We start from the raw sequence: 24,929 nt of genomic DNA, 5'->3' as shown, positions 1-24,929 counted from the left end.
AATGGTCAAATCGAGAGGCACTAGGATGTCGCCGCCGGAAATCCGCCCCGAATATCTTGAGTCGAGCCCCTACATCGACAGCGACTCTCCGGAAGTGCGCGCTTTTACGGATCGCGCGCTCGAAGGCATCCAGAATGCGAGTCCGAGCGAGAAGGCGATCCGCCTCTTCGATGCTGTTCGCGACGACATTCGCTACAACCCCTTCAGCATCGGCACGACGCCGCCGGAATATCGCGCCAGTTATGTGGCGAAACAGCCGTCGGCGTATTGCGTTCCGAAAGCCATATTGCTCACCGCAGCGTTGCGCGCCGCTGGGATACCGGCCGCGGTTGGCTTCGCCGACGTGAAAAACCATCTCAATTCGCCGAAGCTCGCCGATCTGATGGGCACGGACCTGTTCATCTATCACGGCTATGTCGCGCTCTGGCTCGATGGCCGGATGATCAAGGTGACGCCGGCTTTCAACACAGAACTCTGCGAACGCTTCGGCGTGAAGCAACTGATCTTCGACGGCAAGAACGACGCGCTCTTCCATGAATTCGACACACGCAATCATCGCCACATGGAATACGTCAACGATCGTGGTTGGTTTGCAGACCCACCTATCGATACGCTCCTCGGCGATTTCGAGCGCCTCTATCCGAAGTTGATGCAAGCGAGCCGAGAAGGTGCTGCAAGCGGCGACAAGCAATTCGGTGCTGCTCGCTAGCTCTGCTTTGCGTATTGCACGGCGACACGGCCGATTTTCTCACGCGCAATCACCAGCTTCTGAATCTGCGCCGTACCGTCGCCGATCTGCAGCCCCATCACGTCGAGGTAGCGCTGATGGAAGGGCAAATCGGTTGTGTAGCCATAGTGCCCATGCGTGAGCAGGCATTGGTGGATGATTTCGCACGTGACCTTCGGCACATACCACTTGCACATCGCGGCCTCGGCCGTATGCGGCAGGCCGCGATCGCGCAGGGAGAGCGTGTAGTAGCAAAGCTGGCGCATCATCGTCAGCTGCGTCTCGGCTTCGGCGAGCGGGAAGCTGACGCCCTGAAACTGCGCAATCGGACGATCGAAAGCTTTCCGTTCGCCGCTGTAGGCCCAGGCCTCGTCAACGGAGGCTTGCGCAGGCCCGATGCATTCGAGCCCGATCAGCGCCCGGCTGTAATCGAACCCCGCCATGATCTTCGAGAAGCCCTTGTTCTCCTCGGCCATGAGGCACTCGGCGGGGACGAAAACATCGTCGAAGAAAACCGATCCACGCCCGACCGGCTTGGTGCCGATGTCGTCGAAATGAGTCCGTGTGATGCCCGGTTGATTGAGATCAACGAAGAAGGCGCTGACGCCGCGCGCGCCATCCTCCACCTTGCCGGTCCGCGCGAAGATCACGGCGGCATCGGCTTGATCGGCACCGCTCATCGACGTTTTCTCGCCATTGAGGCGATAGCCATTGCCGGAACGATCGGCGCGCAGAATGAGATTCGCAGCATCCGATCCGCCGCGCGGCTCAGTGAGGCCGAGGCCGATCACGGACGCGCCGCTCGTGATGCGCGGCAGCCATTCGCGCGTGATCTCCGGCGTCGCGTGCTGCGCGATCATGCCGCCCATCAGTGATCCGAGCAACTGCACATAGCTGACGTTGAAGTCGCCGTAGGCGATCTGTTCGATGATCACGCCCGCCGTGACGCTGCTTTCGCCGAGCCCTCCAAATTCTTCGGGCATGTCCGCGCCGATCAAACCGAGCGCCCCCATCTCGCGCAGGAGATCGCGGTCGAGCGCGTGGGTCTTCGCGCGTCGCTGATAGTGAGGAGCGAGTTTCTCGCGCGAGAAACGCTCCGCGACTTCGCGAAAAGCTTGCTGCTGCTCGGTGAGCGCGAAGTCCATAGCGTTCCTCTCGGCGTAACTTGCAATTCTTCTAATCTTCCACCAGTCTAACAAGCGTTAGAATTTCCTGCAATTTGAAGGCTGCAGAGATGGCCGATCCCGGAAACGCTCAATTCCCGAACCTCATGGCGCCGCTGCAGCTCAAGCACGCGACTCTGCGCAATCGCATCATCATGGGGTCGATGCATACGCGCCTCGATATGGAGGAGAACGGGCTGCACAAGATGGCGGTCTTTCTCGAAGAGCGCGCGAAGGGTGAGGCTGGGCTCATCATCACGGGCGGTTATGCGCCGAACACGGCCGGTCTGATCGAGCCGGGCGGGCCGATCCTCACCGAGCGCGCGCAGGTGCCCGAACTGCGTCATCTGACCGAGGTCGTGCACCGGCACGGCAGCAAGATCTGCCTGCAAATTCTGCACGCCGGACGCTACGCGAAGCAGGTGGAATGCTACGGACCGACCAACGTCCGCTCGCGCATCAACAAATTTCCCCCGCAGGCGATGACGCCCGAGAAGATCGAGGAGACGATCGAGGACTACGTGCGGTGTGCCATGCTGGCGAAGGAAGCCGGCTTCGACGGCGCCGAAATCATGGGCTCCGAAGGTTACCTCATCAACGAGTTCACGATCCGCTATACGAACGATCGCACGGATGAATGGGGCGGATCTGAAGAGAACCGGCATCGTCTGCCGGTCGAGCTTGTCAAGCGCGTACGCGCTGCGACCGGACCGGAATTCATCATCATCTACCGTATCTCCGCGCTCGACCTCGTCGAGAACGGTGCGACCGCCGATGAGATCGATCGCCTGGCGCAACGCGTCGAGGAAGCAGGCGCCGATATCCTCAACACAGGTATTGGATGGCACGAGGCGCGTGTCCCGACCATCGCGTATCCGGTGCCGCGCGCGGCGTGGCGCTTTGCACCGGCGCGTCTAAGGCGGGCGGTGAAAATCCCGGTCGTCGCGTCGAACCGCATCAATACGCCTGAACTCGCCGAAGATGTGCTCGCCTCGGGCGATGCCGACTTGATCTCGATGGCGCGACCGATGCTCGCGGATCCGCATTTCGCTCGAAAAGTGCGAGAAGGCAATGCGAGCAAGATCAACATCTGCATTGCCTGCAATCAGGCTTGCCTCGATCGGATTTTTTCCGATCGCAGCGCAAGTTGTCTCGTCAACCCGCGCGCCTGCCGCGAAACGGAATTCGACGAAGCGCCAGCCGCGAAATCGCGCAAGGTCGCCGTGATTGGCGCTGGAGCTGGCGGCCTCGCGGCCGCCGCGGAAGCCAGCCGCCGCGGCCACAGCGTGACGCTGTTCGAAGCGAGCGACCGCGTCGGAGGACAGATCAATCTCGCGCGGATGGTGCCCGGCAAAGTCGAGTTCGACGAGATGCTGCGCTATTTCGAAGGCCTTATCGCCGACGGCGGTGTCCGCTTAGCGCTGAACTCCAAGCCATCGGCGAGCGAGCTGCGCGATTCGTTCGATGCTATTGTCGTGGCTTCGGGCGTTCAGCCGCGCATGCCAGACATTCCGGGGATCGATCACCCGAACGTCATCACCTACACGGACCTGCTGAGCGGCAAGCGTCATGCCGGCAATCGCGTTGCCATCATCGGCGCGGGCGGCATCGGCTTCGATGTCGCCGAATATCTTTGTCACTCGCATCCGGGTGAAGCACCGAAGGCGCGCGCGTTGAGCGATGCGGGCTTCCAGCAAGAATGGAATATCGACGCGACGCTGCAGCAGCCTGGCGGCTTGACGGGCGATCCGCTCGCGCCGCGCACGCCGACGCGGCAAATCACAATCCTGCAGCGCCGCCCGTCACGCCCTGGAGCGACGCTTGGCGTATCGACGGGCTGGATTCTGCGCAGCAGCCTCGCAAAGCGCAGCGTAAAGATCATCACAGGCGTTGCGTATCAACGCATCGACGATGCGGGACTCCATGTGCTCATCGACAATATGCCGCAACTCATCGAAGCGGACACGATCGTCGTCTGCGCGGGGCAGGATTCGAACCGCTCGCTCTTCGACGAGTTGCAAGGTAGCGGCATCGAAACGCATATCATCGGCGGAGCGAAAGAGGCGGCGGAACTCGATGCGATGCGCGCAGTCGACGAAGGGACGCGCGTAGCGCAACGCCTCTAAGACTTGATCTTTCCGTCGCCGCGCTCGCGCTTGGCGAACATCATAGCGTCGATCATGTCGCGCGCATCATGCTTGAGATGCAGCGTCTCGCCTCCGTCGATGTACCATTCTTCGCCGGTGACGAATTTGCCGAGTGGCGACGCGAGAAAGATGATCGTCCCAGCGATGTCTTCGACATCGCCCATGTGGCCCATCACGTTGCGATTGAGTTTCAGCCATTGCTCCGGGCTGATCGGGTAATGCCCCATACCTTCCGTCTTCACGGTTCCGGGGGCGACGCAGTTGAGGCGGATCCCGTATTCAGCCCATTCGGCCGCGAGTGTCTTCATCATCATCAGCACGCCGCCGCGCGCTGCGGCGGTGTGCACGAACCCGGTGAGGCCCGATTTTACGCAGGCCGTAACGAACACCACCGAGCCGCCGTGCTCGAACATGAAGTGATCGGCGGCAGCTTTCGTCATCTGCCACGATCCGATGAGATTGTTGCGGATCACGGTCTCGAAGCCTTTGTTGTTGAGCTCGCGCGCCGGCGTCACGAATTGGCCGCCCGCGTTGTTCACGAGGATATCGAGCTTGCCGTAGGTGCTTTTGATCTCGCGCATCACTTCGTCGATGCGATCCGCGTCGCGAATATCTCCCGAAATCGCCAGCGCTTCGCCGCCGAACGCGCGGATTTCGTTCGCGCAAGCCTCGATGGGCTCAATGCGCCGGCCGAGAACGACAATACGCGCGCCGCAGCGCGCCATCTCGAGCGCAGTTGCCTTGCCCATGCCGCTGCCGCCGCCGGTGACGAGCGCGACCTTGTCCTGCAGGAGATCGGCGGCGTATCGCATTTTAGGTAGCTGCGTCATGGATCGGTCCGGGGTTGCGTCGTGCCGCGTTCGTCTGCATTCTAACAAGCGTTAGAATTTATGCGCAATGCTGGATCCCGAATGACCGAAAATCCTATCCGCTTCGCAGTCGACAACGGCATTGCGACAATCACCATCGATCGGCCTGAACGTAAGAATGCGCTCTCGGTCGAAGCAATGAACGGCCTCACCGACGCATGGCAACGGGTGAACGAAGACAACGCGATCCGCGTCGTCATCCTGACGTCGGCGGATTGCGGCGTGTTTTGCGCCGGGCTCGATCTCAAGCAGGCGGCCGAGATTCGCAAGCGCGACAATGTCGATATTTTGACTCTGATGCGCGATCCGCTGCAGGCCGCGATGCGCAAAGTCGAGAAGCCGATTGTCGCCGCGATGACGGGGTCGTTGATGGCGGGCGGGATGCTCCTCGCGCTACAAAGCGATCTGCGCGTCGGCCTTGCCGGCACCCGCGCAGGCATCACCGAAGTGAAGATGGGGCGCGGCACGCCGTGGGCGGTGCCGCTGCTGTGGATGATCCCGCAACCGCTCGCGATGGAGCTTGTTCTCACCGGCGAAACCATGCCGATCGAACGGCTCGCCGCCGTCGGCTTCACCAACTATCTCGAGGCGACGCCGGACGCGGTTCGTCAACGCGCACGCGCACTGGCCGAGAAGATCGTCGAAGGCGCGCCGTTGTCGGTGAAATCCGCCAAGCTCAGCTTGCTTGCTGGCATGGATCTTGGCTGCGCCGATGGGCTCATCGAGGCTAATCGCCTCCATGTCGAAACTTATGCGAGCCAAGACGCGATTGAAGGTCCGCGCGCCTTCGCGGAGAAGCGCAAGCCGGTTTGGCAAGGCCGCTGATCAGGCTTTCTTCAAGCCGTCGAAGATCAGGAGTTCGGTGCGCCGCGCGAGTTCCAGCACGGCGTTCTTGGTGTCGAGCTGAAACCACTCGATAGTCCAGTTCAGCGCGCCGAGAACGAAGATCCGCAACGGGACGATTTCCATATCGGCTCGGATTTCTCCCGCACGCCGCGCGTCCGTGAACATCTTGTCCCAGTATTTCGCGTAAGCGCGGCGCAGCGGCCGGTGCTTCTTCTTGAGCCGCTCAGGTAGTTGCCCATACATGCGGATATTCGCTGAGGTGAATTCGCTGGTCTCGAGTAGCGCGACGAGATGGGCCTCGATCGCAAGCCCGATCCGCTTGCGATACGGCACGTCGCCGGCCTGCTTTACGGCAGCCTTCACCGAGTCATAGACGTGCTGCAAGCCGCGATCCAGGACCTCTTCGAGGATCTCTTCCTTCGAGTCGAAATAATAGTAGATGCTGCCGGCCTTGATCTTCGCCTTGCTGGCGATCTGCCGCAGCGTCGTCGCCGAATAGCCTTGCCGGCGGAACAGCGCCGCGGCCGCATCGAGAATCGCGTCGCGCGATTTCTCGGATTTTGCCACGAGCGCCGCGCTCTCTCGCGCTTTATCGGGCGAGGATTTCGTAGACTTCGGCTTCATCCTGTCGGCTGAGTGTTCGATGGCGGCGGCTCGAATGAGTATAACAAGCCGCGCGCCGAACGCCACATGCGCGCCCGGAGTCTTGTGGACAGCACGCTATCGCGCGTCGTGAAAAATGATGCCGAGCGTATGCCGCATGCCGGATCGCACGCGGCTCACGCCATGGCGCAAGTTCACGCGGTAGTTGCCCTTCGTGCCCTGCACCGGGCGATGATGCACCGCAAACGCGACGGCATCGCCCTGGCGTAGCGGCACCACTTCCGCGCGGCTTTGCATGCGGGGCCGCTGCTCGGTCAATACGAATTCGCCGCCGGTGAAATCGCTGTCAGGCTCCGAGAGCAGGATCGCGACCTGAATTGGAAATGCGAGGTCGCCGTAGAGGTCCTGGTGCAGACAATTAAAGTCGCCGGCGACGTATTGCAGCAGCAGCGGCGTCGGCCGCGTTTGGCCGGCCTCGTGGCAGCGTTTGAGAAATGTTGCATGGTCTTCCGGATACCGCTGCTCGAGCCCCATCCGCGCGCTCCACGCGTTGGCTACTCCTGCAAGGTGTGGGTACAGCGCGCTGCGCAGTTCGCCGAGCAGGTGGGGCAGCGGATATTTGAAATAGCGATACTCGCCTTTGCCGAAGCCGTGCCGCGCCATGTGGATATGACTGCGGAAATGATTATCGTCGGGATACATCGCCGCGATGTCACGGCACTCGTCGGCCGCGAGAAGTTTCGGTAAAACCGCGCAACCATATGCATCGAGTTCGCGGCCAAGCGCTGGCCAGTCGTATTCCGAAACGCGAGCCTCCGGAGTCAACGCTCCGGAGGTTGCCGTTCTCACCACTGATTTTGCGGACATTTGTGGTTCCTCAATTCACCGGGAACCTGAAGCGTCGTGCGACATAGCGCCACCCGTTTCCTGAGCGGCGCAGGTCTCACATCCGCGTTTCGTGAAACTCGAAGGCGTCGTCATCGGCCGAAACGGTGACACGAGGTCGCACGAAACACGTGGCGCGGACGGGCGGATAGCCGCGACGACGCCGATGCTCCTCAAGGTCGATCACTTGCGCGGGCCGCGCCACGCCAGGCTCGTCGGCAAGTGTTTCTTTCAGCAGTTCGATCACATCGTTCATGGCGGCTCCTCTGGAGGGAGAAAACGACCGTCAGCCAGCAGAGTTCCGATATTCCCGCTTAGTCCTCGTCACAGAGAGAAGAGTTTGCAGTTGGCGACAGCAGTGTTTTGTAGCCCAGCGGTGTTCGCTTGACTCTTGGTTGGCCCGGAGTCTTATTAGAACAAAACAGGAACAAAAATCATGACGCGCGACGCCTTGGCGGCGCTGCGAAGGACCCTTGCGACCTTACAGCAGGGGCCTCCCAGCGCCCCTGCCCTCTTCTCAACGGGCGCAGCAACTATCGACGAAAGCCTCGGCGGCGGCCTCGCCCACGCCGGTATGCATGAGCTTTACGCGCGCGAAGGCTTTGCGGATGCGGCGGCAGTTGCCGGCTTCGGCCTCGGGCTCGCGCTGCGCGCTGCGGATACTCGCCACATCGTCTGGGTGCGGCAGACTTATGTGGATACCGAAGCCGGCTGGCTCTACGGCTCCGGCCTCTCGGCCTTCGGTCTCGATCCGGCCCGCCTTGTTTTGGTGCGGGCCCGCGATCCAACCGCCGCGCTGCGTGCGACGGCCGAAGCTGCGCGCTGCGCCGCTCTCGGCGCCGTCATCGTCGAGCTCTGGGGTTCTCCGCCGGTGCTCGATCTCAAGGCGAGCCGGCGCCTTGCTCTCGCGCTTCAGCAATCCGGCGTGACCCTTTTGATGATGCGGCTCGGTGCCGAGCCGTCCCCCAGCGCCGCGATGACGCGCTGGTCAGTCTCCTCGCGCGCGTCGGCCGCGCTCGAAGCCAATGCGCCGGGCCGCCCGGCTTTCGACATTCACCTCTTGCGTCACCGCGCAGGCATTACGGGCCGATGGTCTTTGGAGTGGGATCGTGACGATATCGCCTTCGCCGACCCGGCGCCGCTATCTCGCCCTCTGGTTTCCGTTCCTCGCGGCCAACCGGCTGCAGCGGATGCGGACAGGCCGGCAGAGCGCAGCGCAGACTGGCGGCGTGCCGGTTGAGCGGCCGCTTGTTTTTGCGACGCCCGTTAAGGGCGCAATGCGGATCGCGGCGCTCTGCCGCTCCGCAATGGAACTCGGACTCCGCACCGGCCTGACGCTCGCTGACGCTCGCGCCCGCTTTCCCGATATCGACGTCGCGGAGGACGATCCGACGGCCGACAGCACGCTGATCGATCAGATGCTGGAAGACTGCGACCGCTGGACCATGCTGGTCGGCCGTGACGATCCGCATGGGCTCATGCTCGACATCACGGGATGCGCGCATCTCTTCGGCGGCGAGATGCTGATGCGCCGCAAGATCATCGCGCGATTCAACCGCGCCGGTTTCGATCTCACGGCGACGATCGCGGGAACGCCGGATGCGGCACGCGCCCTCGCCCGCTATGGGCGCAGCGGCATCGTGCGCGACGGCGAGGAAGCCGCCGTGGTGCGCCCGCTGCCGGTCGCGGCGCTCGAAATGCCGGAGGATGCGCGGCTTGCGCTGTCGCGCGCCGGATTAAAGACCGTCGGCGATCTTGCCGACCGGCCGAGCCAGCCGCTGGCCGCGCGTTTCAGCGAAGTGCTCACCGCCAAGCTGCATCGCGTGCTCGGTCAGCACGATATCCGCATCACGCCCTATCGCGCGCCGCCGGCTTGTGTCGTCGAGCGGTTGTTTCCGGAGCCTGTCGCGACGGCGGAAACAATCCAGCTCACGCTTCGGCGGCTGGTCGCGCGCGTCGCCGTGTTGTTGGAGAAGCGCGGCGACGGCGGACGCATGTTCGAGGCGAGCTTCTATCGTACCGACGGTGCGGTGCGTCGCATCACGGTCGGCACCGGACGGCCGACGCGGGATGGCCGCATCGTCATGCGGCTCTTCGACGAGAAAATCGACACACTGGCGGACCCGATCGATCCGGGCTTTGGTTTCGATCTCATTCGCCTCGCCGTGCCGGCGACCGAACCGTTCGAGAACGATCAGCCGAGTTTCGACGGCAAAGTCGCGGAGGAACAGGAGGTGACCGATCTGATCGATCGCCTCGTCGCCCGTTTCGGCGCCGACGCGGTGCTGCGCTTCGTCGCCGCCGACACGCACGATCCCTTACGCGCGGCGCGTCTCATCCATGCCAGCGGCAATGCGGCTGTTGCCATCGCGTGGCCGGAAACGGAGCCGGACGAGCCGCCGACGCGGCCTTTGCGTCTCTTCGATCCGCCGGAGCCTATCGATACTTTCGCGGAGGTGCCGGACGGGCCGCCGATCCGTTTTCGCTGGCGGCATGTGCTGCACGACGTGACGCGCGCCGAAGGGCCGGAGCGCATCGCATCGGAGTGGTGGCGCAAGACTCACGTGCCGACGCGCGATTATTTTCGCGTCGAGGATGCGGCGGGCCGACGCTTTTGGGTGTTTCGCGAAGGTTATCACGGCGCGGAAGGCGAGACGCCGCGCTGGTTTCTGCATGGGCTGTTCGCATGAATTCAACAGCGCCAGCGGCGTACGCGGAGATGGCGGCAGCCAGCAATTTCTCGTTCCTGCGCGGCGCGTCGCATCCGCAGGACATGCTGCTGACCGCGCTGCTGCTCGGCCACACGGGCATCGGCATCGCTGATCGCAACACAGTCGCGGGCGTCGTGCGCGCTCACGCGGCGCTGCGGGAGCTACGCGAATCCGGCGTGCCGCCGCCGGATAAAATCCGTGCTGGCGGGTCCCCCGGCGAATTCGTTTTCATCGAACACGAATGGAACGGCGAAGAGCCGCCGAGCCGCGATGTGCTGCGCAAGCTGGCGGAGAATTTCAAACTCATCGTCGGCGCTCGGCTCGCCTTCGCGGACGGCACGCCCGACATCATTGCGTATCCGGTGAACCGCGCCGCCTGGGGGCGGCTCTGCCGTTTGCTCACCGCCGGCAACAGACGCACCAAGAAAGGCGACTGCGTTCTCTACCTTTCCGATCTCCTCGAATTCGTCGAGGGACTGCTGCTGATCGTCATGCCGGAGCGATGGCTGAACGGTCTCGATGTTTTGCTCAAACGTCTCGATGCAGCAGCGCCGGGCTCCGTTTGGCTCTCGGCCGCGATGGGGCGACGCGGCGACGACCGCCGGCGCCTCATGCGTCTGCGTGCTGTCGCACAGGCGGCCGATGTACCGCTGATTGCGATCAACGACGCGATCTACGACTCGCCCAGTGCACGCGATCTGCAGGACATTCTCACCTGCATCCGCGAAGGCGTGACGATCGAGACAGCCGGCCGCCGATTGGAACCCAATGCGGAACGCCACCTTAAATCCGCAACCGAGATGGCACGATTATTCCGCGACGCACCTGATGCGATTACCGAGACGCAGCACCTGCTCGCCCGCGTCGATTTCACGCTCGCGGATCTTAAATACGATTATCCGGACGAGCCGGTTCCGCCCGGCTGGAGCCCGCAAGGCTGGCTCGAGGAACTGACGCGGCGGCGCGCCGCCATCCGTTATCCAGACGGCATTCCGGAGAAGGTGGCCAATCTCATTACGTCCGAGCTCGCTCTCATCAAGAAACTCGATTACGCGCGCTATTTCCTCACCATCCACGACATCGTCCGCGTCGCGGAAGACAAAGGCATTCTGTGCCAAGGCCGCGGCTCGGCGGCAAATTCCGCCGTCTGCTATGCGCTCGGCATTACGTCGGTCGATCCCGCCGAGCATGACGTTCTGTTCGCGCGCTTCATCTCGGAAGAGCGGCGCGAGCCGCCCGATATCGACGTCGACTTCGAGCACGAACGGCGCGAAGAGATCATCCAATACATCTACGAACGCTACGGCCGACATCGTGCAGGCATCGCAGCGACTGCCATCTGTTATCGCCCGCGCAGTGCGATGCGCGAGGTCGGCAAAGCGCTCGGCCTCACCGAGGACATCACGGCGCGGCTGACTTCAACGCAATGGGGCAGTTGGGATTCGATCGAAGACGAGAAAATCCGTCAGACCGGACTCGATCCGCAGAATCCCGCGATACGTCAGGCGCTCGATCTCGCAGGCCGCCTGCTCGGCTTTCCGCGCCATCTCTCGCAGCATGTCGGCGGTTTCGTGCTGACGCGCGGTCGCCTCGACGAGACGGTGCCGATCGGCAATGCCGCGATGGCGGATCGCACCTTTATCGAATGGAACAAGGACGACATCGACGAACTCGGATTGATGAAGGTCGACGTGCTCGCGCTTGGCATGCTGACGTGCATTCGAAAGGCGTTCGAGTTCATCAAGAAACACACCGGCGTGCAGCACGATCTCGCCAGCATCAAAAGCGTCGATGACGACGAAGTCTATCAGATGCTGCAGAGAGGCGAGTCGCTCGGTGTCTTCCAAGTCGAAAGCCGTGCGCAGATGAATATGCTGCCGCGCCTGAAACCTCGGACATTCTACGACCTTGTCATCCAAGTCGCGATCGTGCGTCCGGGCCCGATTCAAGGCGACATGGTGCACCCTTATCTCCGCCGGCGAAACAGACTGGAGAAAGTCGAATATCCATCGCCATCGCCTGAGCATGGTCCAGGCGACGAATTGTTTCAGGTCCTGAACAAAACACTGGGCGTTCCGCTCTTTCAAGAGCAAGCGATGCATCTCGCGATGGTCGCGGCGAAATTCTCCGACAGCGAGGCCAACCAATTGCGCCGCGCAATGGCGACGTTCCGCAACGTCGGAACGATTCAGAATTTCGAATCGCTGATGGTCGAGCGTATGGTCACTCGCGGTTACGATCGCGATTTCGCGCAGCGCAGCTTCGAGCAGATCAAAGGCTTCGGCTCATACGGATTTCCGGAAAGCCATGCGGCGTCGTTCGCGAAGCTCGTCTACATCTCGTCGTGGATCAAGCATCACCATCCGGCCGCCTTCGCGGCCGCGCTGCTCAACTCGCAGCCGATGGGATTTTACGCGCCGGCGCAGATCGTGATGGACGCGCAGAAGAACGGCGTCGAAGCGCGGGCAGTCGACGTCAATCACAGCTTCCATGACAACACGCTGGAGCACACCGGCAATGGTACGCTCGCGCTCCGGCTCGGCTTTCGCCAAATCGACGGCATCGGATCGGAACTCGGCCCGAAAATTCCGGACATCGCGGCGCTGCGCGGCGACGGCTATCCGGATATCGAAACGCTGCGCGCCCGCACGCGTTTGCCGATCCCCATGCTGCATCGGCTTGCCGATGCCGATGCGTTCCGCTCGATGGGGCTTGATCGCCGTGCGGCGCTGTGGGCCGTGCGCCGCCTGCCGGACGATTCTGCGCTGCCGCTGTTCGCGGCAGCCGATGCGCGCGAACTCGGTCACGATGCGGCCGTGTCGCTGCCCGATATGCCGCTGCATGAGCATGTCGTCGCGGATTACCAAACGCTGCGGCTTTCGCTCAAAGCGCATCCGATGGAATTCCTCCGTCCCATTTTTAGACGCGAGGGCATATCGAGTGCGGCCGAAACGGACAAAAAATCGAACGGCGCTTATTGCCGCATGGCGGGCATTGTGCTGGTCCGCCAGCGGCCCGGCAACGGCAAGGCGATCTTCATCACGCTCGAGGACGAGACCGGCATTACCAACATCGTGCTGTGGGCGCGGACTTTCGAGCGCCTGCGTGGCGCCGTGATGGGATCACGCCTGATGTTGATCGAAGGTCGCGTGCAGAAAAGCCCAGAAGACGTTGTGCATCTGATGGCCGAGAATGTCATCGATCGCACCGACGAACTCCGCCGCCTGTCGGAGGATCACACGGCGAAAATCCAGCTCACGCGGGCCGACGAGTTTCTTCACCCGCAACATCCGCGCAATCTGTCGACCCATCCGCGCAACGTCCGCGTCATCCTGAAATCGCGCGATTTCCATTAGCGTTTAGGCGTCATGCCCGCTTTGTGCGGGCCATCCACGACTTCAATGCGTCTCACAGAAGCAAGACGTGGATGGCCCGCATAAAGCGGGCCATGACGGCGAATGCGTGCGAATTGATGCCAGTAATTCATAACGGAAATTGAGTTGCCGATAGGCCTTGCTCGTGCTCTGACTGGTCCCAACAACAAAAATAACGCGACGAGGGACCGCCCATGTTTCGATTTCTCAAGCCGCTAACCGCAACGGCTTTGCTGATGGCGCTGGCAGCGCCCGTCCAGGCGCAATCGACGATCACGATCGTAAATCCTTACGCGGCCGGCGGCGGCACCGACACGGTCGCCCGCCTCATCGCCGAGCGCATGCAACGCGAACTCGGCAAAAACGTCATCGTCGAAAATGTTGTCGGCGGCGGCAGCACGATCGCAAACGAGCGTGTTGCGCGCTCGACGCCAGACGGCTCGATGGTCCTGATCAACCACGTCGCGCTGCTGGCGGCGCCGAGCCTGTTCACCAATCTGCGCTACGACACCAAGACCGCATTCGAGCCCGTCGGCCTCGTCAACAATGCGCCGATGCTCTTGGTCGGCCGCAAAACGCTTCCGGGCAAGGACCAGAAAGAGATGGTCGCCTGGATCAAGGAACAAGGCGCAAAGGCAAATTTCGCACACGGCGGCGTCGGCACCAACAGCCACCTCTGCGCCGTGATGATCGGCAACGTGCTCGGCTTCCGCCCGACCGTCGCGCCGTATCGCGGCTCAGGTCCGGCGATTGCCGACCTCCTCGCGAGCCAGATCGATCTCCTCTGCGATCAAGCGACCAACGCGCTGCCGCAGGTGCAGGCCGGCGCGCTCAACGGCATCGCGGTGACGTCGAAGACGCGCCTCGAACAACTGCCCGACGTTCCGACAACCGCGGAAGTCGGCATGCCGGAAGTCGGCTACACGATGTGGCATGGACTCTATGTCGCGAAGGGTACGCCGAAGGCGACCGTCGATGCGCTCAACGCTGCGCTGCGCAAAGCCGTGTCCGACCCCGGCGTGCGCGAAAAGCTCAAACAGCTCGGCACCGTGCCGTTCCCGGACGATCAGATGTCGCCGGATGCGCATGCGAAACTCTTCGAGAGCGATCTGCCACGCGTTGCCAAGCTGGTGGAAAGCTCCGGCGTCAAAGCGAGCGAAGCGAAGTAAGAGAAACTGATGAATTTTGAACTATCTGCCGATCAGCAAGAACTTTGTGCCGCCGTCGCGCGCATCTGCGAGAAATTCAGCGACGATTATTGGCTGAAGAAGGACAAGGACGGCGGCTTTCCGCACGAGCTGCACCAAGCGCTCGCCAATGCGGGCTGGCTCGGCATCTGCATTCCAGAAGAATACGGCGGTTCAGGCCTCGGCATCACAGAAGCCGCCCTGATGATGCAGACGATCAGCGAATCGGGTGCCGGCATGTCCGGCGCATCGGCCGTGCATATGAACATCTTCGGGCTCTCGCCGGTCGTGCTCTTCGGCACCGACGAACAGAAGAAGCGCATGCTGCCGCCGCTGATCGCCGGCAAAGAGAAGGCCTGCTTCGCCGTGACCGAGCCGAACACCGGTCTCAACACGACGCGATTGAAGACGCGCGCGGAGCGTAAGAACGATCACTATCTGATCAATGGACAGAAGGTGTGGATCTCGACCGCGCAAGTCGCCGAGAAGATGCTGATTCTGGCGCGCACGACGCCGATCGAGGACATCACGTCGCCGACTGATGGCCTCAGCCTTTTCTACACGGACCTCGATCGTAAGCACATCGAGGTGCGCGAGATCGACAAACATGGCCGCAAGGCGGTCGACTCAAATCAGGTCTTCATCGATGGACTTCGCGTTCCGTTCGAGGATCGGATCGGCGAAGAGGGCAAAGGCTTCCGCTACATTCTGCACGGGATGAATCCGGAGCGCATTCTCATCGCGTCCGAAGCCATCGGACTCGGCAAAGCCGCGCTGCGCCGCGCAACGCAGTACGCGAAGGAGCGCGAAGTTTTCGACCGGCCGATCGGGCAGAACCAGGCAATCCAGCATCCGCTCGCCGAAAACTGGATGCATCTCGAAGCCGCAAACCTCATGGTGTTCAAGGCCGCCGATCTCTTCGACCGCAATCTGCCGTGCGGTGCGGAAGCTAACGCCGCAAAGTTCCTCGGCGCCGAGGCCGGATATCAGGCGTGCCTACAAGCCGTGATGACGCATGGCGGCTTCGGATACGCGAAGGAGTATCACGTCGAGCGTTACTTGCGCGAAAGCTTGATCCCGCGCATCGCGCCGATCAGCCCGCAGCTCGTGCTCTGCTTTATCGCCGAGAAGGTGCTCGGCTTGCCGAAGTCGTATTAGGCGACCCTGCCGCGCGCCGTGACTGGCCATACGGCTTCGACGCGGCCGCCCCGCACGGCGACATACCAATCGTAGAGATTGACGGTCGGATCGCAGTGGCCCGGCACAAGCTTAAGCTTGTCGTTGAGCTTCAGCGTATTGCCGGGATCCTCGATGACGCCGTGCTCGTCAGAACATTTGACATAGCGAAGATCATCGCGGCCGAACACGACCGGCATGCCGCTGTCGACGCTCTGCGCCTTGAGGCCCGCATCACAAACGGCTTTGCCGGGCCTCGTCTTGCTCATCACGGATGTCAGCACAAACAGAGCGTTGTCGAAATCCGAAATGCCTTCGCCGTTCGCACCCTTCACACGCTGATAGTCCGCATCCATGAAGACGTACGAGCCGCATTGTAGCTCGTTGTAGATTCCGCTCGCGCCCTCGAAGCGGAACGTGCCAGTGCCTGCGCCAGCGACGATGCCGCATTCGATTCCTGCGTGATAGAGTTGGCTGAGCGTCTGCTTGGTCGCCGCGATAGCGAAATCGATGTGCGCTTTGCGAAGCGCGTAGTCGCGAATGTGCTGTGCTCTGCCGTGATAGGCCTGTAGCCCTGCGAATTTCAGATCCGGCGATGCCGCAATTTTCTGCGCGAGCGCGACGGCGTCGGCGCCCGGCTCGACGCCGCAGCGATCCTGCCCGACATCAATCTCGACAAGACATTCGATCGTGGCGCCGTGTTTCGCCGCGGCTGCAGAGAGGTCCGCGACATTCGCAGCATCGTCGACGCAGACGATGATGCGCGCGCGTTTCGCCAGCGCGGCGAGGCGATCGATCTTCAGTGGCGCAACGACTTGGTTCGAGACCAGCACGTCGCGAATGCCTCCATCGACCAGCGCTTCGGCCTCGCTCACCTTTTGACAGCAAACGCCGACCGCCCCTCCCTTCTCGATTTGATACGCGGCGATGTCCGCCGACTTATGCGTTTTCGCGTGCGCGCGCAGACGAACGCCGGTTTCTGCGACGAACCGGGCTACCGTCGCGACATTGCGCTCGAACGCGTCGAGATCGACGAGAAGGCATGGCGTGTCGACTTCATCGATCGACATTCCGACCGATGCCGGCCGAGGGGCAGTCATTTTGGGATCCGTGTGGCTGGGAAGCTTGGCAGGTCTGTTGCCGGCAAAATGGCACATCCGCGCCCGATCGGCTATGAGACAAACCGCTCTCAAGCACGCCTCTCAAGGAACTGCCAATGTCTCTCCGCTCCGGCCGCGAATTTCTCTCGATACCAGGCCCAACAGTCATTCCGGATCAAGTGCTTGCCTCGATGCAGCGCCCGGCGGTCGACATCTATTCGGGGCCGATGATCGCGCTAACGGACGGGCTGCTGGCGGACATGTCGAAGATGTTCCGCACCAAAGGCCGCTCTTACATCTATATCGGCAATGGCCACGCGGCGTGGGAAGGCGCGCTCACCAACGTGCTTTCGCGCGGCGACAAGGTGCTCGTGCTGGAGAGCGGCCGCTTCGCGATCGGCTGGGGCGAAGCTGCAAAAATGCTCGGTGCGGATGTCGAAATTCTGCCCGGCAGCTTCCGCGCCGCCGTGAAACCAGAGGCTGTCGAGTCGCGGCTGAAGGCCGACACCAAGGGCGAGATCAAAGCGATCCTGGTCGCACAGATCGATACGGCGTCCGGCGTCGTCAACGACATCAAGGCGATCTCGGATGCGCGACGCGCAGCGGGACACGACGCGTTGCTGATGGTCGATACGGTCGCGTCGCTCGGCTGCATGCCGTTCGAGATGGACGCATGGGGCGTCGACGTTGCGATGTCCGGCGCGCAGAAGGGTTTGATGACGCCGCCAGGCTTGAGCTTCGTCGCCGGAAACGCGCGTGCGCGCGCGATTCACCCGAAAGCCGATATGCGCTCGCCGTATTGGGATTGGACCGCGCGCGAGGGCGAACTCCACTATCACAAATACAACGGGACGCCGCCGGAGCATCTCTTGTTCGCGCTGCGCACCGCGCTCGACATGATTTTCGCCGAAGGTTTCGAGAATGTATTTCGCCGGCACAGCTTGCTCGCGGAAGCGACACGGCGCGCGGTGTCGCTGTGGTCGGAGGGTCAAGACCTCGGATTTAACATCATCGAGCCGGCGGAGCGCTCCGACACGGTGACGACGATTCTGATGCGCGAAGGTCTGTCGCCGGAAGCGCTGACGCAGTTCTGCAACGAGCAACTCGGCGTCGTGCTCGGTGTCGGCATCGGCGCTTTGTCCGGCAAGGGTTTTCGTATCGCGCATATGGGGCACGTCAACGCGCCGATGATCCTCGGTACGCTCTCGGTGGTGGAGCTCGCGCTGTCGGCGTTGAAGATGCCGCACGGCAAAGGCGGCGTGCAGGCGGCGGTGGATTATTTGGCGAGCGAGATAGCCGCTTAATACGTCTCGACGTGGTAGCGGCCATCGCCGCGCATCGTCTCGCGCAACGATTTCCAATCGAGCGAGTGCTCGCGGCAGATGGCGAGGAAGCTTTCCTCGACGCCTGCTTCCATGCCGCGCAAACCGCAAACGTAAATATGCGTCGTGCTGCGTTTGAGAAGCTCGGCGATATCGCCGGAACGCTTGCGCATACGATCCTGCACATATTCCTTCGGCGTATCGGGCAGGCGCGAGAAGACGAGCTCCTGATCGAGCAATGACTTCGGCACGCGTTGGAGCGGGCCGAAATACGGAAGCTCCTTCGGGGCGCGCGCACCGAAAAACATCAGCAGCTTGCCCTTCGCGCTCGGCATAGCGCGGCGGCGGCGCTCCGTGAATGCGCGGAACGGCGCCGAGCCGGTACCGGTGCAGATCATGATGATGTCGCAGTTGGAATCGTCCGGCTTCAGGAACGTCGAGCCGAACGGACCGACGACACTCACCGGGTCGCCCTGCTTCAAATCGCACATGTAATTCGACGCAACACCGTGATGTGTCGCGCCATCCGGGCGCGGCTCGGACACGCGCTTCACGGTGAGCGCGAGATTGTTAGTGTTTGGCCGCTCGCCATCGCGGGCACTAGCGATCGAATAAAGCCGCATCATGTGCGGGCGGCCATTAGCGTCTTCACCGGGCGGGAGGATACCGATGCTCTGGCCCTCCAGCACTGGAAACGGCGTCGTTCCAAAGTCCAGAATGATGTGGCGAATGTCGGCGCTTGCGTCGGCGCCGGTGAGGCGCAGCATGCCAGTGACTTTCGCCTTCGCTGGATTGCGCCGGTCGAACAGATTGACGCGCGGTTTCGAGGCAGATGCCGGTGCCTTGACCTTGCCGCCTGCGCCCTTGTGCGCGTCGGCCAGCAAAGCCGCGGCCTCATCGTCGATCGCTTCTACGCTCGCAGTCGGCGCTGGGTCCGCAGTGCTCTCCGGCACTTCCTCTTCGGGCGGCAGATCAAACCAAGAGAACTGATCGTCGAGCGAGTGCGGCTTCGTGACCATTACGAAGTGATCGATTGATCCGGTCGGGCACGGCGATACGCAGTCCATGCAGAAGTTGCACTTCTCGGGATCGACCACGTAGTTGTTGGCGTCATGCGTGACCGCACCGACCGGGCACGTCGCCTCGCAGGTGTTGCAGCGAATGCAAACCGCAGGGTCGATCAGATGCTGTTTGACCGGTGCGTTCACGGCTCTACTCGACGATCTTCACGTATTCGAAGTCACCCGGCTTGTTGTCGATGCCGACTTTCGGCGCCGAGATCCAGCCCGCATATTTTCCGTTCTCGAACTGCGGTTGCATCAGGCTCTCGATGTAATCGCGGTCGGTGTCCGACGGCAAGAAGTCGTCGCGACGGCTCTTCCAGTCTGCATCAGACAAGAGGTTGCCTTCGGTGTCGGTGTGAATTTCCTTGAACTCGCCAATGCCGCGATGGAATGCGACATGCGGCAGCGTCAGCTTGAACGGAATTTTGTATTTGTCGAACACGCGGTTCCAGCGGCCGACACCCGCCGCGCAGTCGACGACGTAGTCATCGCGCAGGCGCATGTTGAGCGCCGACAGCGCCGGGACATCTTGAGTCGCGACCTTGCCGTCGACCATCCGGGTCACCGGATACGTGCCGCCTTCGAGTTGATGATCGTCTTCCAGCTTGTCTTCGCGAAAACGACCCTTGATGCCGGCATGGAAAGCATTCGCCGCGTTGGTCGAAATCTCGTTACCGAAAAGGTCGAGCGTCAGCGAAAAGTGGAGGTTCGCTTTCTTCTGCAGCGTCGGGAGATCGATCACACCGAGCTTGCGCTGCGCCGCGATGTCGTTCGGGTCCGTGATGCCGGCTTCGACCATTGCTTCGCACGTGCGCTCGATGGTGCGGCCGACCCCGGTCTCGCCGACGAACATGTGATGCGCTTCTTCCGTCAACATGAAGCGGCACGTTCGCGACAGCGGATCGAAACCGGATTGCGCCAACGCTTCGAGCTGCATCTTGCCGTCGCGATCGGTGAAGAACGTGAACATGAAGAAGGACAGCCAGTCCGGCGTGACTTCATTGAAGGCGCCGAGCATGCGCGGCGTATCGGCATCGCCGGAGCGACGCTCCAGCAATGCCTCGGCTTCGTCGCGACCGTCAGCGCCGAAATATTTCTGTAGCAGATAGACCATCGCCCAAAGATGGCGGCCTTCCTCGACGTTGACTTGGAAGAGATTGCGCAAATCGTAGAGCGATGGCGCTGTCTTGCCGAGGTGGCGTTGTTGTTCGACCGACGCCGGCTCGGTGTCGCCCTGGATCACGATGAGGCGGCGCAGCAGCGCACGATATTCACCCGGCACTTCTTGCCATGCCGGCTCGCCCTTGTGGGTACCGAACGGGATCGTACGATCCTCGACCTGCGGGGCGAGCAAGATGCCCCACTTGTAATCCGGCATCTTCACGTAATCGAATTTCGCCCAACCCTTCGGATCGACGCTGATTGCGGTGCGCAGATAGACGAGCGATTCCTGGAATCCGTCCGGCCCCATGTCGTTCCACCAGTTGATGTAACCGGGGTGCCACTTTTCGAGAGCGCGTTTGACACGCGCGTCGCCGGACAAGTTGACATTGTTCGGGATGAGGCCGTCGTAATCGACATTCATGATGTTCATCGTGCGTTTCCTTATTCCGAAGCGGCGTTACACGCGGTTGCGATCGAACGTCGCTTTGACGCCAGTGCCGTAGAGTTTCAGCGCGCCCTGCTCGCCGACGACATTCGGGCGCTGGAAGATCCAGTTCTGCCAGGCCGTGAGGCGGCCGAAGATTTTCGTTTCCATCGTCTCCGGTCCGGCGAAGCGAAGGTTTTGCTCCATGCCGGTGAGAGCGTCCGGCGAGAAGCCGGCGCGCTCTTCGATCTGCACCCGCAGCTCGTCTTTCCAATCGAAGTCTTCGTACGTGAAGGTGACGAGGCCGAGCTCCTGCGCATCGTCCGCTTCGATCGGCGTTCCGATCTTCTCCCTCGCGGCGTCAAGCGCTTCGGGCTCACCGAGAAAGCGCGTTTCCAGGCGCGAGATGCCGTTACCCATCGGATGCGAGCCGAAATTTGCAGGTCCAAGCGTGATGGTCGCCGGTGGGCGATTGTCACCTTCCTCAGTGCCGATCAGCATAAAGGAGCGATCGGAAGCAAAAGCAATTTCGAGCAGCATGCCGGCGAAGCAAGAGCCTGGTTCTATAATCGTCATCAGGCTCTTCGCCGTCATGTCGACTCGCTTCAGAACGCGCTTTTGGTAGTGCGCGATCTCGCGCATCAACCAATCGCCGTTGTGCTTGGCGAGAAATGCGTCATGCGCGAGAACTGCTTCGCTATCGCCTTCGCTGCGAAAGAGCACGACTGCGATGGCAGCCTCGTTGGCGCGCAGATGGAGGATCGCGTCTTCGAGTTCGCGCGCAATCAGAAGCGGCCAGAATTGATCGCCCGACTTTTTCGCCTCATCAAGCGACTGCGGCACCGCGCCGGGCCCGCGAAGCGTGATGTTGGCGACGCCGCGTTCGCGCTCGATCGCAACGTCCACATGCGAATACGCGACTTTGTCGTTCGTGATCTCGCGCTTGAGCGGCGCAAGCTTCACACCGTCAGCGCCCTCGGGCCGATCCGACTTGGCGGCGAACTCTTTCGCGCGCGCTGAGACCGCGTCGCCCCATTTCGAGTTCGGAACCGTCTCGTCGATCAGCCGCCAGTCAACGGCCTTTTTGCCGCGCACGCCTTCCTCGGTCGAGCAGAAGAAGTCGGCGAGGTCGCGCCTCACCTTGCGCTTGTCGGTGACGCGCGTGAGACCGCCGGTGCCAGGCAGCACGGCAAGTAACGGCGTCTCCGGCAGCGAGACAGTCGAACGGCGGTCGTCGATCAGCATGATGTGGTCGGCCGCCAGCGCGAGTTCGTAGCCACCGCCCGCGCAAGAGCCGGTGACGGCCGCGATATAGCGCTGGCCGGAATTTGCCGTCGCGTCCTCGATCGCGAGGCGCGTCTCGTTGGTGAACTTGCAAAAGTTCACTTTGTGGCCGTGGGTGGCTTTCGAGAGCATGCGGATGTTGGCGCCGGCGCAGAACACGCCTTCCTTGCCGGAGCGAAGAACAACGGTCCTCACCTCGGGATGCTCGAAGCGCAGCCGCTGGACCGCATCGTTGAGCTCTATGTCGACCGCAAGGTCGTAGGAATTCAGCTTCAACTCATAAGCGTCGCTAAGGCCGCCGGCCGGGTCGACGTCCATAATCAGCGAAGCGACCGTACCATCAACCTCGATCTTCCAGTGTTTGTAACGGCTTGGATCCGTTTGAAAGTCGATCAACACGGCCGCTTCCTCCCTAGACATGAATTATTATGCATCAAATCTGCACTGGCTGTAAAGCGGAATGATGCAAAATAGTGCATCAAAGCCGCAGGCTGCAGCCCCTCGTGCACGGTCAGAGTGCGGTGACTGAACTCAGCGACCGCAGCCAGAGTTTCGGCCGGCTTCTCGATCTGTGGGGCGTGACCGCAGTGATCGAGGATCAGGACGTCGCACGGGCAGTAGGTGTCCGCCTGCGCAAGCTCGACTTGCGCCATCGTTCCGTAAGGATCGTCGCGGCCCTGGATCACGAGAACCGGGACTCGCAGATGCGCGACCGCATCGTCGATCCGCCAATCGCGGAATGCGGGGCTCAGCCAGGCTGCGTTCCAACCATAGAAAGCGTTATCGACATTCGTGCCGTGGTGTCGCGTGAGACGGCCCCGTAGCCCGTCTGTCTCGAAAGATTTCCGCACCGCTACGATCTGATCGAGGTTCATTTCCTCGACGAAAAAGTGCGGCGCCATCAGTGCGAGGCCGCGTACGCGGAAGTCCTGATTGCTGCCCGCATAGATCGTCGCGATCGATGCGCCGTCGCTGTGACCGACAAGTACGCAGTGCTTGATCTTCGCAGCATCGAGGATGCGGCCGAGCAGCGCGGCTTCGTCGTGCATGTAAGTCACAGGCCATGGCAGCGGCTTGGCGTCCGATTTGCCATAGCCGAAGCGCGAGTACACGAACACGCCGTAGCCGGTGCGTTCGCTCAGCTTCTGAGGAAAGTCCTTCCACATCGACACGCAACCGAGACCCTCGTGCAACAGCACGAGCGTCGGTGCTTTGTCTGGCGCCGGTCCGCACCACGCGGTTTCGAGGTCGCGACCGTCGATCAGCATCACGCCGTCTCGTTCTCTTCGCGCAACTTGAAGCGCTGGATTTTTCCGGTCGCGGTTTTCGGCAGCTCGGATTTGATCTCGATCCAGCGCGGGTATTTCCACGCACCGGCGCGCGCTTTGACATGCTCTTTGAGCGCTTCGAACAAGGTTTCGTTCGCCGCGATGCCGTTCTTGAGCACGACATAAGCTTTCGGCTTCACGAGTTTGTCGGTGTCCTCGCAGCCGATCACCGCCGCTTCGAGCACGCTTTCGTGCGAGGCGAGCGCCGCTTCCACCTCGAACGGCGAAACCCAGATGCCCGAAACCTTGAACATGTCGTCGGTGCGACCGCAGTAGACGTAGTGACCGGACGGCTCTCGAACATACTTGTCGCCCGTATGCGTCCATTCACCCGCGAAGGTCTTGCGGCTTTTCGAACGTTGATTCCAATAACCGTCGGCCGCGGACGGGCCCGAAACGACGAGTTCACCGACCTCGCCGTCAGCCGCGTCCTTGCCGTGCTCGTCGACGATGCGCGCGCGATAGCCCGGCACCGGCTTGCCGGAGGTGCCGTATTTGATGTCGCCCGGCGCGTTCGAGACGAAGATGTGCAGCATCTCGGTCGAGCCGATGCCGTCGATAATGTCGGTGCCGGTGATCTCTTTCCACCGCTCGCCGACATGCGCGGGCAGCGCTTCGCCGGCCGAGACGCACCAACGCAGCTTGTCGGAACCAGCGCCGCGCGTCAGCCCGGCATGCGAGAGCATCGCGGAATAGAGTGTCGGCACGCCGTAGAAGATCGTCGGATTGTGCTTCTTCATCATGGCGAAGACCGCGTCGGGCGTCGGACGATCCGGCAGCAAAACCGTCGTTGCGCCGACCGACAACGGGAACGACATCGCGTTGCCGAGACCGTAAGCGAAGAAGATCTTCGCGGCCGAATAGACGACGTCGTCTTCGCGAATGCCGAGCACGTTCTGTCCGAACAGCTTCGCGGTCGCGATCAAACTCGAGTGGATATGCCGCGTGCCTTTCGGCTCGCCGGTCGAACCGGACGAGTAGAGCCAGAAGGCGACTTCGTCCGACAAGGTTTGCGCGGTTTTTGCGTCCGCTTTGCCTTGCGCAACGACGTCTTCAAAACGGTGGCGCTGCGAGCCTGAGAGCTTCTCGTCCTTGCCGAGGCCCGCGACGATCATCGGCCGCGCAATGCCGAGCTTTGCAAGCACACCTTCCGCCATCGCGGCGAGCGGCGCCGAGACGACGATCGCTTCCGCGCGGCTGTCGGCAAAGATGTAGGCGTATTGCTCGGCGGTCAGCAGCGTGTTGAGCGGGATCGGCGTGATACCGGTCCGCAGCGCGCCCCAGAAGGCCACCGGGTAGTCGACTGTGTCGAGCATCAGGAGGAGGATGCGGCTCTCCTGCCGCAAACCGAGCCGGCGCAGTCCGTCCGCGAAGCGATACGTCGCCTCCTGCAGGCCCCCATAGGTGATCGAGCGATCGGGGTCGATGAACGCGACCTTCTTGCCGCGACCCGCGTCGACATTGCGGTCCACGAAGTCGGTGACCGCATTGTACGGCCGACGTTCCGAAAACTCGTCGCCAGACATCTGAAACGCCTCCCTGTGGACGCATCTCT

The 24,929-nt window shown here is 62.0% G+C and carries 20 protein-coding genes; 9 read left to right on the top strand and 11 right to left on the bottom strand.

Annotated features, from left to right (window positions below; genetic code table 11):
• Positions 1-25: 25 nt before the first annotated feature.
• A complete protein-coding gene (locus GJW30_RS05290; protein WP_096352593.1) occupies positions 26-709 on the top strand; it encodes a transglutaminase-like domain-containing protein in 684 nt (227 codons plus the stop codon).
• Here GJW30_RS05290 and GJW30_RS05285 read toward each other — a convergent pair.
• Positions 706-1,872, bottom strand: a complete 1,167-nt coding sequence (locus GJW30_RS05285) for an acyl-CoA dehydrogenase family protein (RefSeq protein WP_096352591.1) — start codon at positions 1,870-1,872, stop codon at positions 706-708. The two genes, GJW30_RS05290 and GJW30_RS05285, sit on opposite strands and share 4 nt — an antisense overlap.
• An 89-nt stretch (positions 1,873-1,961) precedes the next feature.
• Here GJW30_RS05285 and GJW30_RS05280 point away from each other — a divergent pair, with 89 nt between their 5' ends.
• Positions 1,962-4,016, top strand: a complete 2,055-nt coding sequence (locus GJW30_RS05280) for an NADPH-dependent 2,4-dienoyl-CoA reductase (RefSeq protein WP_096352588.1) — start codon at positions 1,962-1,964, stop codon at positions 4,014-4,016.
• Here the strand turns inward: GJW30_RS05280 and GJW30_RS05275 are convergent.
• Positions 4,013-4,867 (bottom strand): SDR family NAD(P)-dependent oxidoreductase, encoded by an 855-nt coding sequence (locus GJW30_RS05275; protein WP_096352585.1) that lies wholly within the window; start codon positions 4,865-4,867, stop codon positions 4,013-4,015. The genes GJW30_RS05280 and GJW30_RS05275 overlap by 4 nt on opposite strands.
• Before the next feature lie 81 nt (positions 4,868-4,948).
• Here GJW30_RS05275 and GJW30_RS05270 point away from each other — a divergent pair, with 81 nt between their 5' ends.
• Entirely contained in the window at positions 4,949-5,731 is a 783-nt protein-coding gene (locus GJW30_RS05270; RefSeq protein ID WP_096352582.1) for an enoyl-CoA hydratase/isomerase family protein, read from the top strand.
• On the opposite strand, the gene GJW30_RS05265 is transcribed toward GJW30_RS05270, so the two are convergent.
• The 3 genes from GJW30_RS05265 to GJW30_RS05255 all read right to left on the bottom strand — a co-directional run bounded on the left by GJW30_RS05265 (position 5,732) and on the right by GJW30_RS05255 (position 7,496).
• Positions 5,732-6,376, bottom strand: a complete 645-nt coding sequence (locus tag GJW30_RS05265) for a TetR/AcrR family transcriptional regulator (RefSeq protein ID WP_096352579.1) — start codon at positions 6,374-6,376, stop codon at positions 5,732-5,734.
• 96 nt (positions 6,377-6,472) lie between these two features.
• The gene (locus GJW30_RS05260; RefSeq protein WP_096352576.1) at positions 6,473-7,222 is read right to left on the bottom strand and encodes a 2OG-Fe(II) oxygenase; all 750 of its coding nucleotides are present in this window, start codon (positions 7,220-7,222) and stop codon (positions 6,473-6,475) included.
• Between the two features lie 76 nt (positions 7,223-7,298).
• Positions 7,299-7,496 carry a hypothetical protein gene (locus GJW30_RS05255; protein ID WP_096352573.1) on the bottom strand — a complete coding sequence of 66 codons (198 nt, stop codon included), beginning with the start codon at positions 7,494-7,496 and terminating at the stop codon, positions 7,299-7,301.
• Between the two features lie 180 nt (positions 7,497-7,676).
• On the opposite strand from GJW30_RS05255, the gene GJW30_RS05250 reads away from it, so the two are divergent.
• From GJW30_RS05250 to GJW30_RS05230, 5 genes are all read left to right on the top strand, one after another.
• The gene (locus tag GJW30_RS05250; protein ID WP_096352570.1) at positions 7,677-8,480 is read left to right on the top strand and encodes an ImuA family protein; all 804 of its coding nucleotides are present in this window, start codon (positions 7,677-7,679) and stop codon (positions 8,478-8,480) included.
• A complete protein-coding gene (locus GJW30_RS05245) occupies positions 8,431-9,930 on the top strand; it encodes a Y-family DNA polymerase (protein ID WP_347337736.1) in 1,500 nt (499 codons plus the stop codon). The genes GJW30_RS05250 and GJW30_RS05245 overlap by 50 nt, the downstream gene beginning before the upstream one ends.
• Positions 9,927-13,307 (top strand): error-prone DNA polymerase, encoded by a 3,381-nt coding sequence (locus GJW30_RS05240; RefSeq protein ID WP_096352565.1) that lies wholly within the window; start codon positions 9,927-9,929, stop codon positions 13,305-13,307. Before GJW30_RS05245 ends, GJW30_RS05240 begins: the two co-directional genes overlap by 4 nt.
• 212 nt (positions 13,308-13,519) lie before the next feature.
• Entirely contained in the window at positions 13,520-14,494 is a 975-nt protein-coding gene (locus GJW30_RS05235; RefSeq protein ID WP_096352563.1) for a tripartite tricarboxylate transporter substrate-binding protein, read from the top strand.
• A 9-nt stretch (positions 14,495-14,503) separates the two neighbouring features.
• A complete protein-coding gene (locus tag GJW30_RS05230) occupies positions 14,504-15,670 on the top strand; it encodes an acyl-CoA dehydrogenase family protein (protein ID WP_096352561.1) in 1,167 nt (388 codons plus the stop codon).
• On the opposite strand, the gene GJW30_RS05225 is transcribed toward GJW30_RS05230, so the two are convergent.
• Complete coding sequence (locus tag GJW30_RS05225) at positions 15,667-16,788, bottom strand: DSD1 family PLP-dependent enzyme (RefSeq protein ID WP_096352559.1); 1,122 nt, start codon at positions 16,786-16,788, stop codon at positions 15,667-15,669. The two genes, GJW30_RS05230 and GJW30_RS05225, sit on opposite strands and share 4 nt — an antisense overlap.
• 116 nt (positions 16,789-16,904) lie before the next feature.
• On the opposite strand from GJW30_RS05225, the gene GJW30_RS05220 reads away from it, so the two are divergent.
• Positions 16,905-18,092, top strand: a complete 1,188-nt coding sequence (locus GJW30_RS05220) for a pyridoxal-phosphate-dependent aminotransferase family protein (RefSeq protein ID WP_096352557.1) — start codon at positions 16,905-16,907, stop codon at positions 18,090-18,092.
• Here the strand turns inward: GJW30_RS05220 and boxA are convergent.
• Genes boxA through GJW30_RS05195 form a run of 5 tightly spaced genes read right to left on the bottom strand, consistent with a single transcriptional unit; the run spans position 18,089 to position 24,900 of the window.
• Complete coding sequence (gene boxA / locus GJW30_RS05215; RefSeq protein ID WP_096352555.1) at positions 18,089-19,318, bottom strand: benzoyl-CoA 2,3-epoxidase subunit BoxA; 1,230 nt, start codon at positions 19,316-19,318, stop codon at positions 18,089-18,091. The two genes, GJW30_RS05220 and boxA, sit on opposite strands and share 4 nt — an antisense overlap.
• A gap of 4 nt (positions 19,319-19,322) precedes the next feature.
• Positions 19,323-20,768, bottom strand: coding sequence for a benzoyl-CoA 2,3-epoxidase subunit BoxB (boxB, locus tag GJW30_RS05210; protein ID WP_096352552.1), 1,446 nt, complete (start codon positions 20,766-20,768; stop codon positions 19,323-19,325).
• A 27-nt stretch (positions 20,769-20,795) separates the two neighbouring features.
• Positions 20,796-22,466, bottom strand: coding sequence for a 2,3-epoxybenzoyl-CoA dihydrolase (boxC, locus tag GJW30_RS05205; protein WP_096352549.1), 1,671 nt, complete (start codon positions 22,464-22,466; stop codon positions 20,796-20,798).
• On the bottom strand, positions 22,439-23,314 hold the full coding sequence (locus GJW30_RS05200; protein ID WP_096352548.1) for an alpha/beta fold hydrolase: 876 nt from the start codon (positions 23,312-23,314) through the stop codon (positions 22,439-22,441). Before GJW30_RS05200 ends, boxC begins: the two co-directional genes overlap by 28 nt.
• Positions 23,314-24,900 carry a benzoate-CoA ligase family protein gene (locus GJW30_RS05195; protein ID WP_096352545.1) on the bottom strand — a complete coding sequence of 529 codons (1,587 nt, stop codon included), beginning with the start codon at positions 24,898-24,900 and terminating at the stop codon, positions 23,314-23,316. The genes GJW30_RS05200 and GJW30_RS05195 overlap by 1 nt, the downstream gene beginning before the upstream one ends.
• Between the last annotated feature and the right edge of the window lie 29 nt (positions 24,901-24,929).

The organism is Variibacter gotjawalensis (assembly GCF_002355335.1).
In the GTDB taxonomy this organism is placed as follows: domain Bacteria; phylum Pseudomonadota; class Alphaproteobacteria; order Rhizobiales; family Xanthobacteraceae; genus Variibacter; species Variibacter gotjawalensis.
This window is presented reverse-complemented; position numbering and strand designations above follow the sequence as displayed.

Excerpts from the sequence above, each read along its gene's own strand:
- GJW30_RS05290 (WP_096352593.1), top strand. The coding sequence starts at position 26 with ATGTCGCCGCCGGAAATCCGCCCCGAATATCTTGAGTCGAGCCCCTAC.
- GJW30_RS05285 (WP_096352591.1), bottom strand. The coding sequence starts at position 1,872 with ATGGACTTCGCGCTCACCGAGCAGCAGCAAGCTTTTCGCGAAGTCGCG.
- GJW30_RS05280 (WP_096352588.1), top strand. The coding sequence starts at position 1,962 with ATGGCCGATCCCGGAAACGCTCAATTCCCGAACCTCATGGCGCCGCTG.
- GJW30_RS05275 (WP_096352585.1), bottom strand. The coding sequence starts at position 4,867 with ATGACGCAGCTACCTAAAATGCGATACGCCGCCGATCTCCTGCAGGAC.
- GJW30_RS05270 (WP_096352582.1), top strand. The coding sequence starts at position 4,949 with ATGACCGAAAATCCTATCCGCTTCGCAGTCGACAACGGCATTGCGACA.
- GJW30_RS05265 (WP_096352579.1), bottom strand. The coding sequence starts at position 6,376 with ATGAAGCCGAAGTCTACGAAATCCTCGCCCGATAAAGCGCGAGAGAGC.
- GJW30_RS05260 (WP_096352576.1), bottom strand. The coding sequence starts at position 7,222 with ATGTCCGCAAAATCAGTGGTGAGAACGGCAACCTCCGGAGCGTTGACT.
- GJW30_RS05255 (WP_096352573.1), bottom strand. The coding sequence starts at position 7,496 with ATGAACGATGTGATCGAACTGCTGAAAGAAACACTTGCCGACGAGCCT.
- GJW30_RS05250 (WP_096352570.1), top strand. The coding sequence starts at position 7,677 with ATGACGCGCGACGCCTTGGCGGCGCTGCGAAGGACCCTTGCGACCTTA.
- GJW30_RS05245 (WP_347337736.1), top strand. The coding sequence starts at position 8,431 with ATGCGGACAGGCCGGCAGAGCGCAGCGCAGACTGGCGGCGTGCCGGTT.
- GJW30_RS05240 (WP_096352565.1), top strand. The coding sequence starts at position 9,927 with ATGAATTCAACAGCGCCAGCGGCGTACGCGGAGATGGCGGCAGCCAGC.
- GJW30_RS05235 (WP_096352563.1), top strand. The coding sequence starts at position 13,520 with ATGTTTCGATTTCTCAAGCCGCTAACCGCAACGGCTTTGCTGATGGCG.
- GJW30_RS05230 (WP_096352561.1), top strand. The coding sequence starts at position 14,504 with ATGAATTTTGAACTATCTGCCGATCAGCAAGAACTTTGTGCCGCCGTC.
- GJW30_RS05225 (WP_096352559.1), bottom strand. The coding sequence starts at position 16,788 with ATGACTGCCCCTCGGCCGGCATCGGTCGGAATGTCGATCGATGAAGTC.
- GJW30_RS05220 (WP_096352557.1), top strand. The coding sequence starts at position 16,905 with ATGTCTCTCCGCTCCGGCCGCGAATTTCTCTCGATACCAGGCCCAACA.
- boxB (WP_096352552.1), bottom strand. The coding sequence starts at position 20,768 with ATGAACATCATGAATGTCGATTACGACGGCCTCATCCCGAACAATGTC.
- boxC (WP_096352549.1), bottom strand. The coding sequence starts at position 22,466 with ATGTCTAGGGAGGAAGCGGCCGTGTTGATCGACTTTCAAACGGATCCA.
- GJW30_RS05200 (WP_096352548.1), bottom strand. The coding sequence starts at position 23,314 with ATGCTGATCGACGGTCGCGACCTCGAAACCGCGTGGTGCGGACCGGCG.
- GJW30_RS05195 (WP_096352545.1), bottom strand. The coding sequence starts at position 24,900 with ATGTCTGGCGACGAGTTTTCGGAACGTCGGCCGTACAATGCGGTCACC.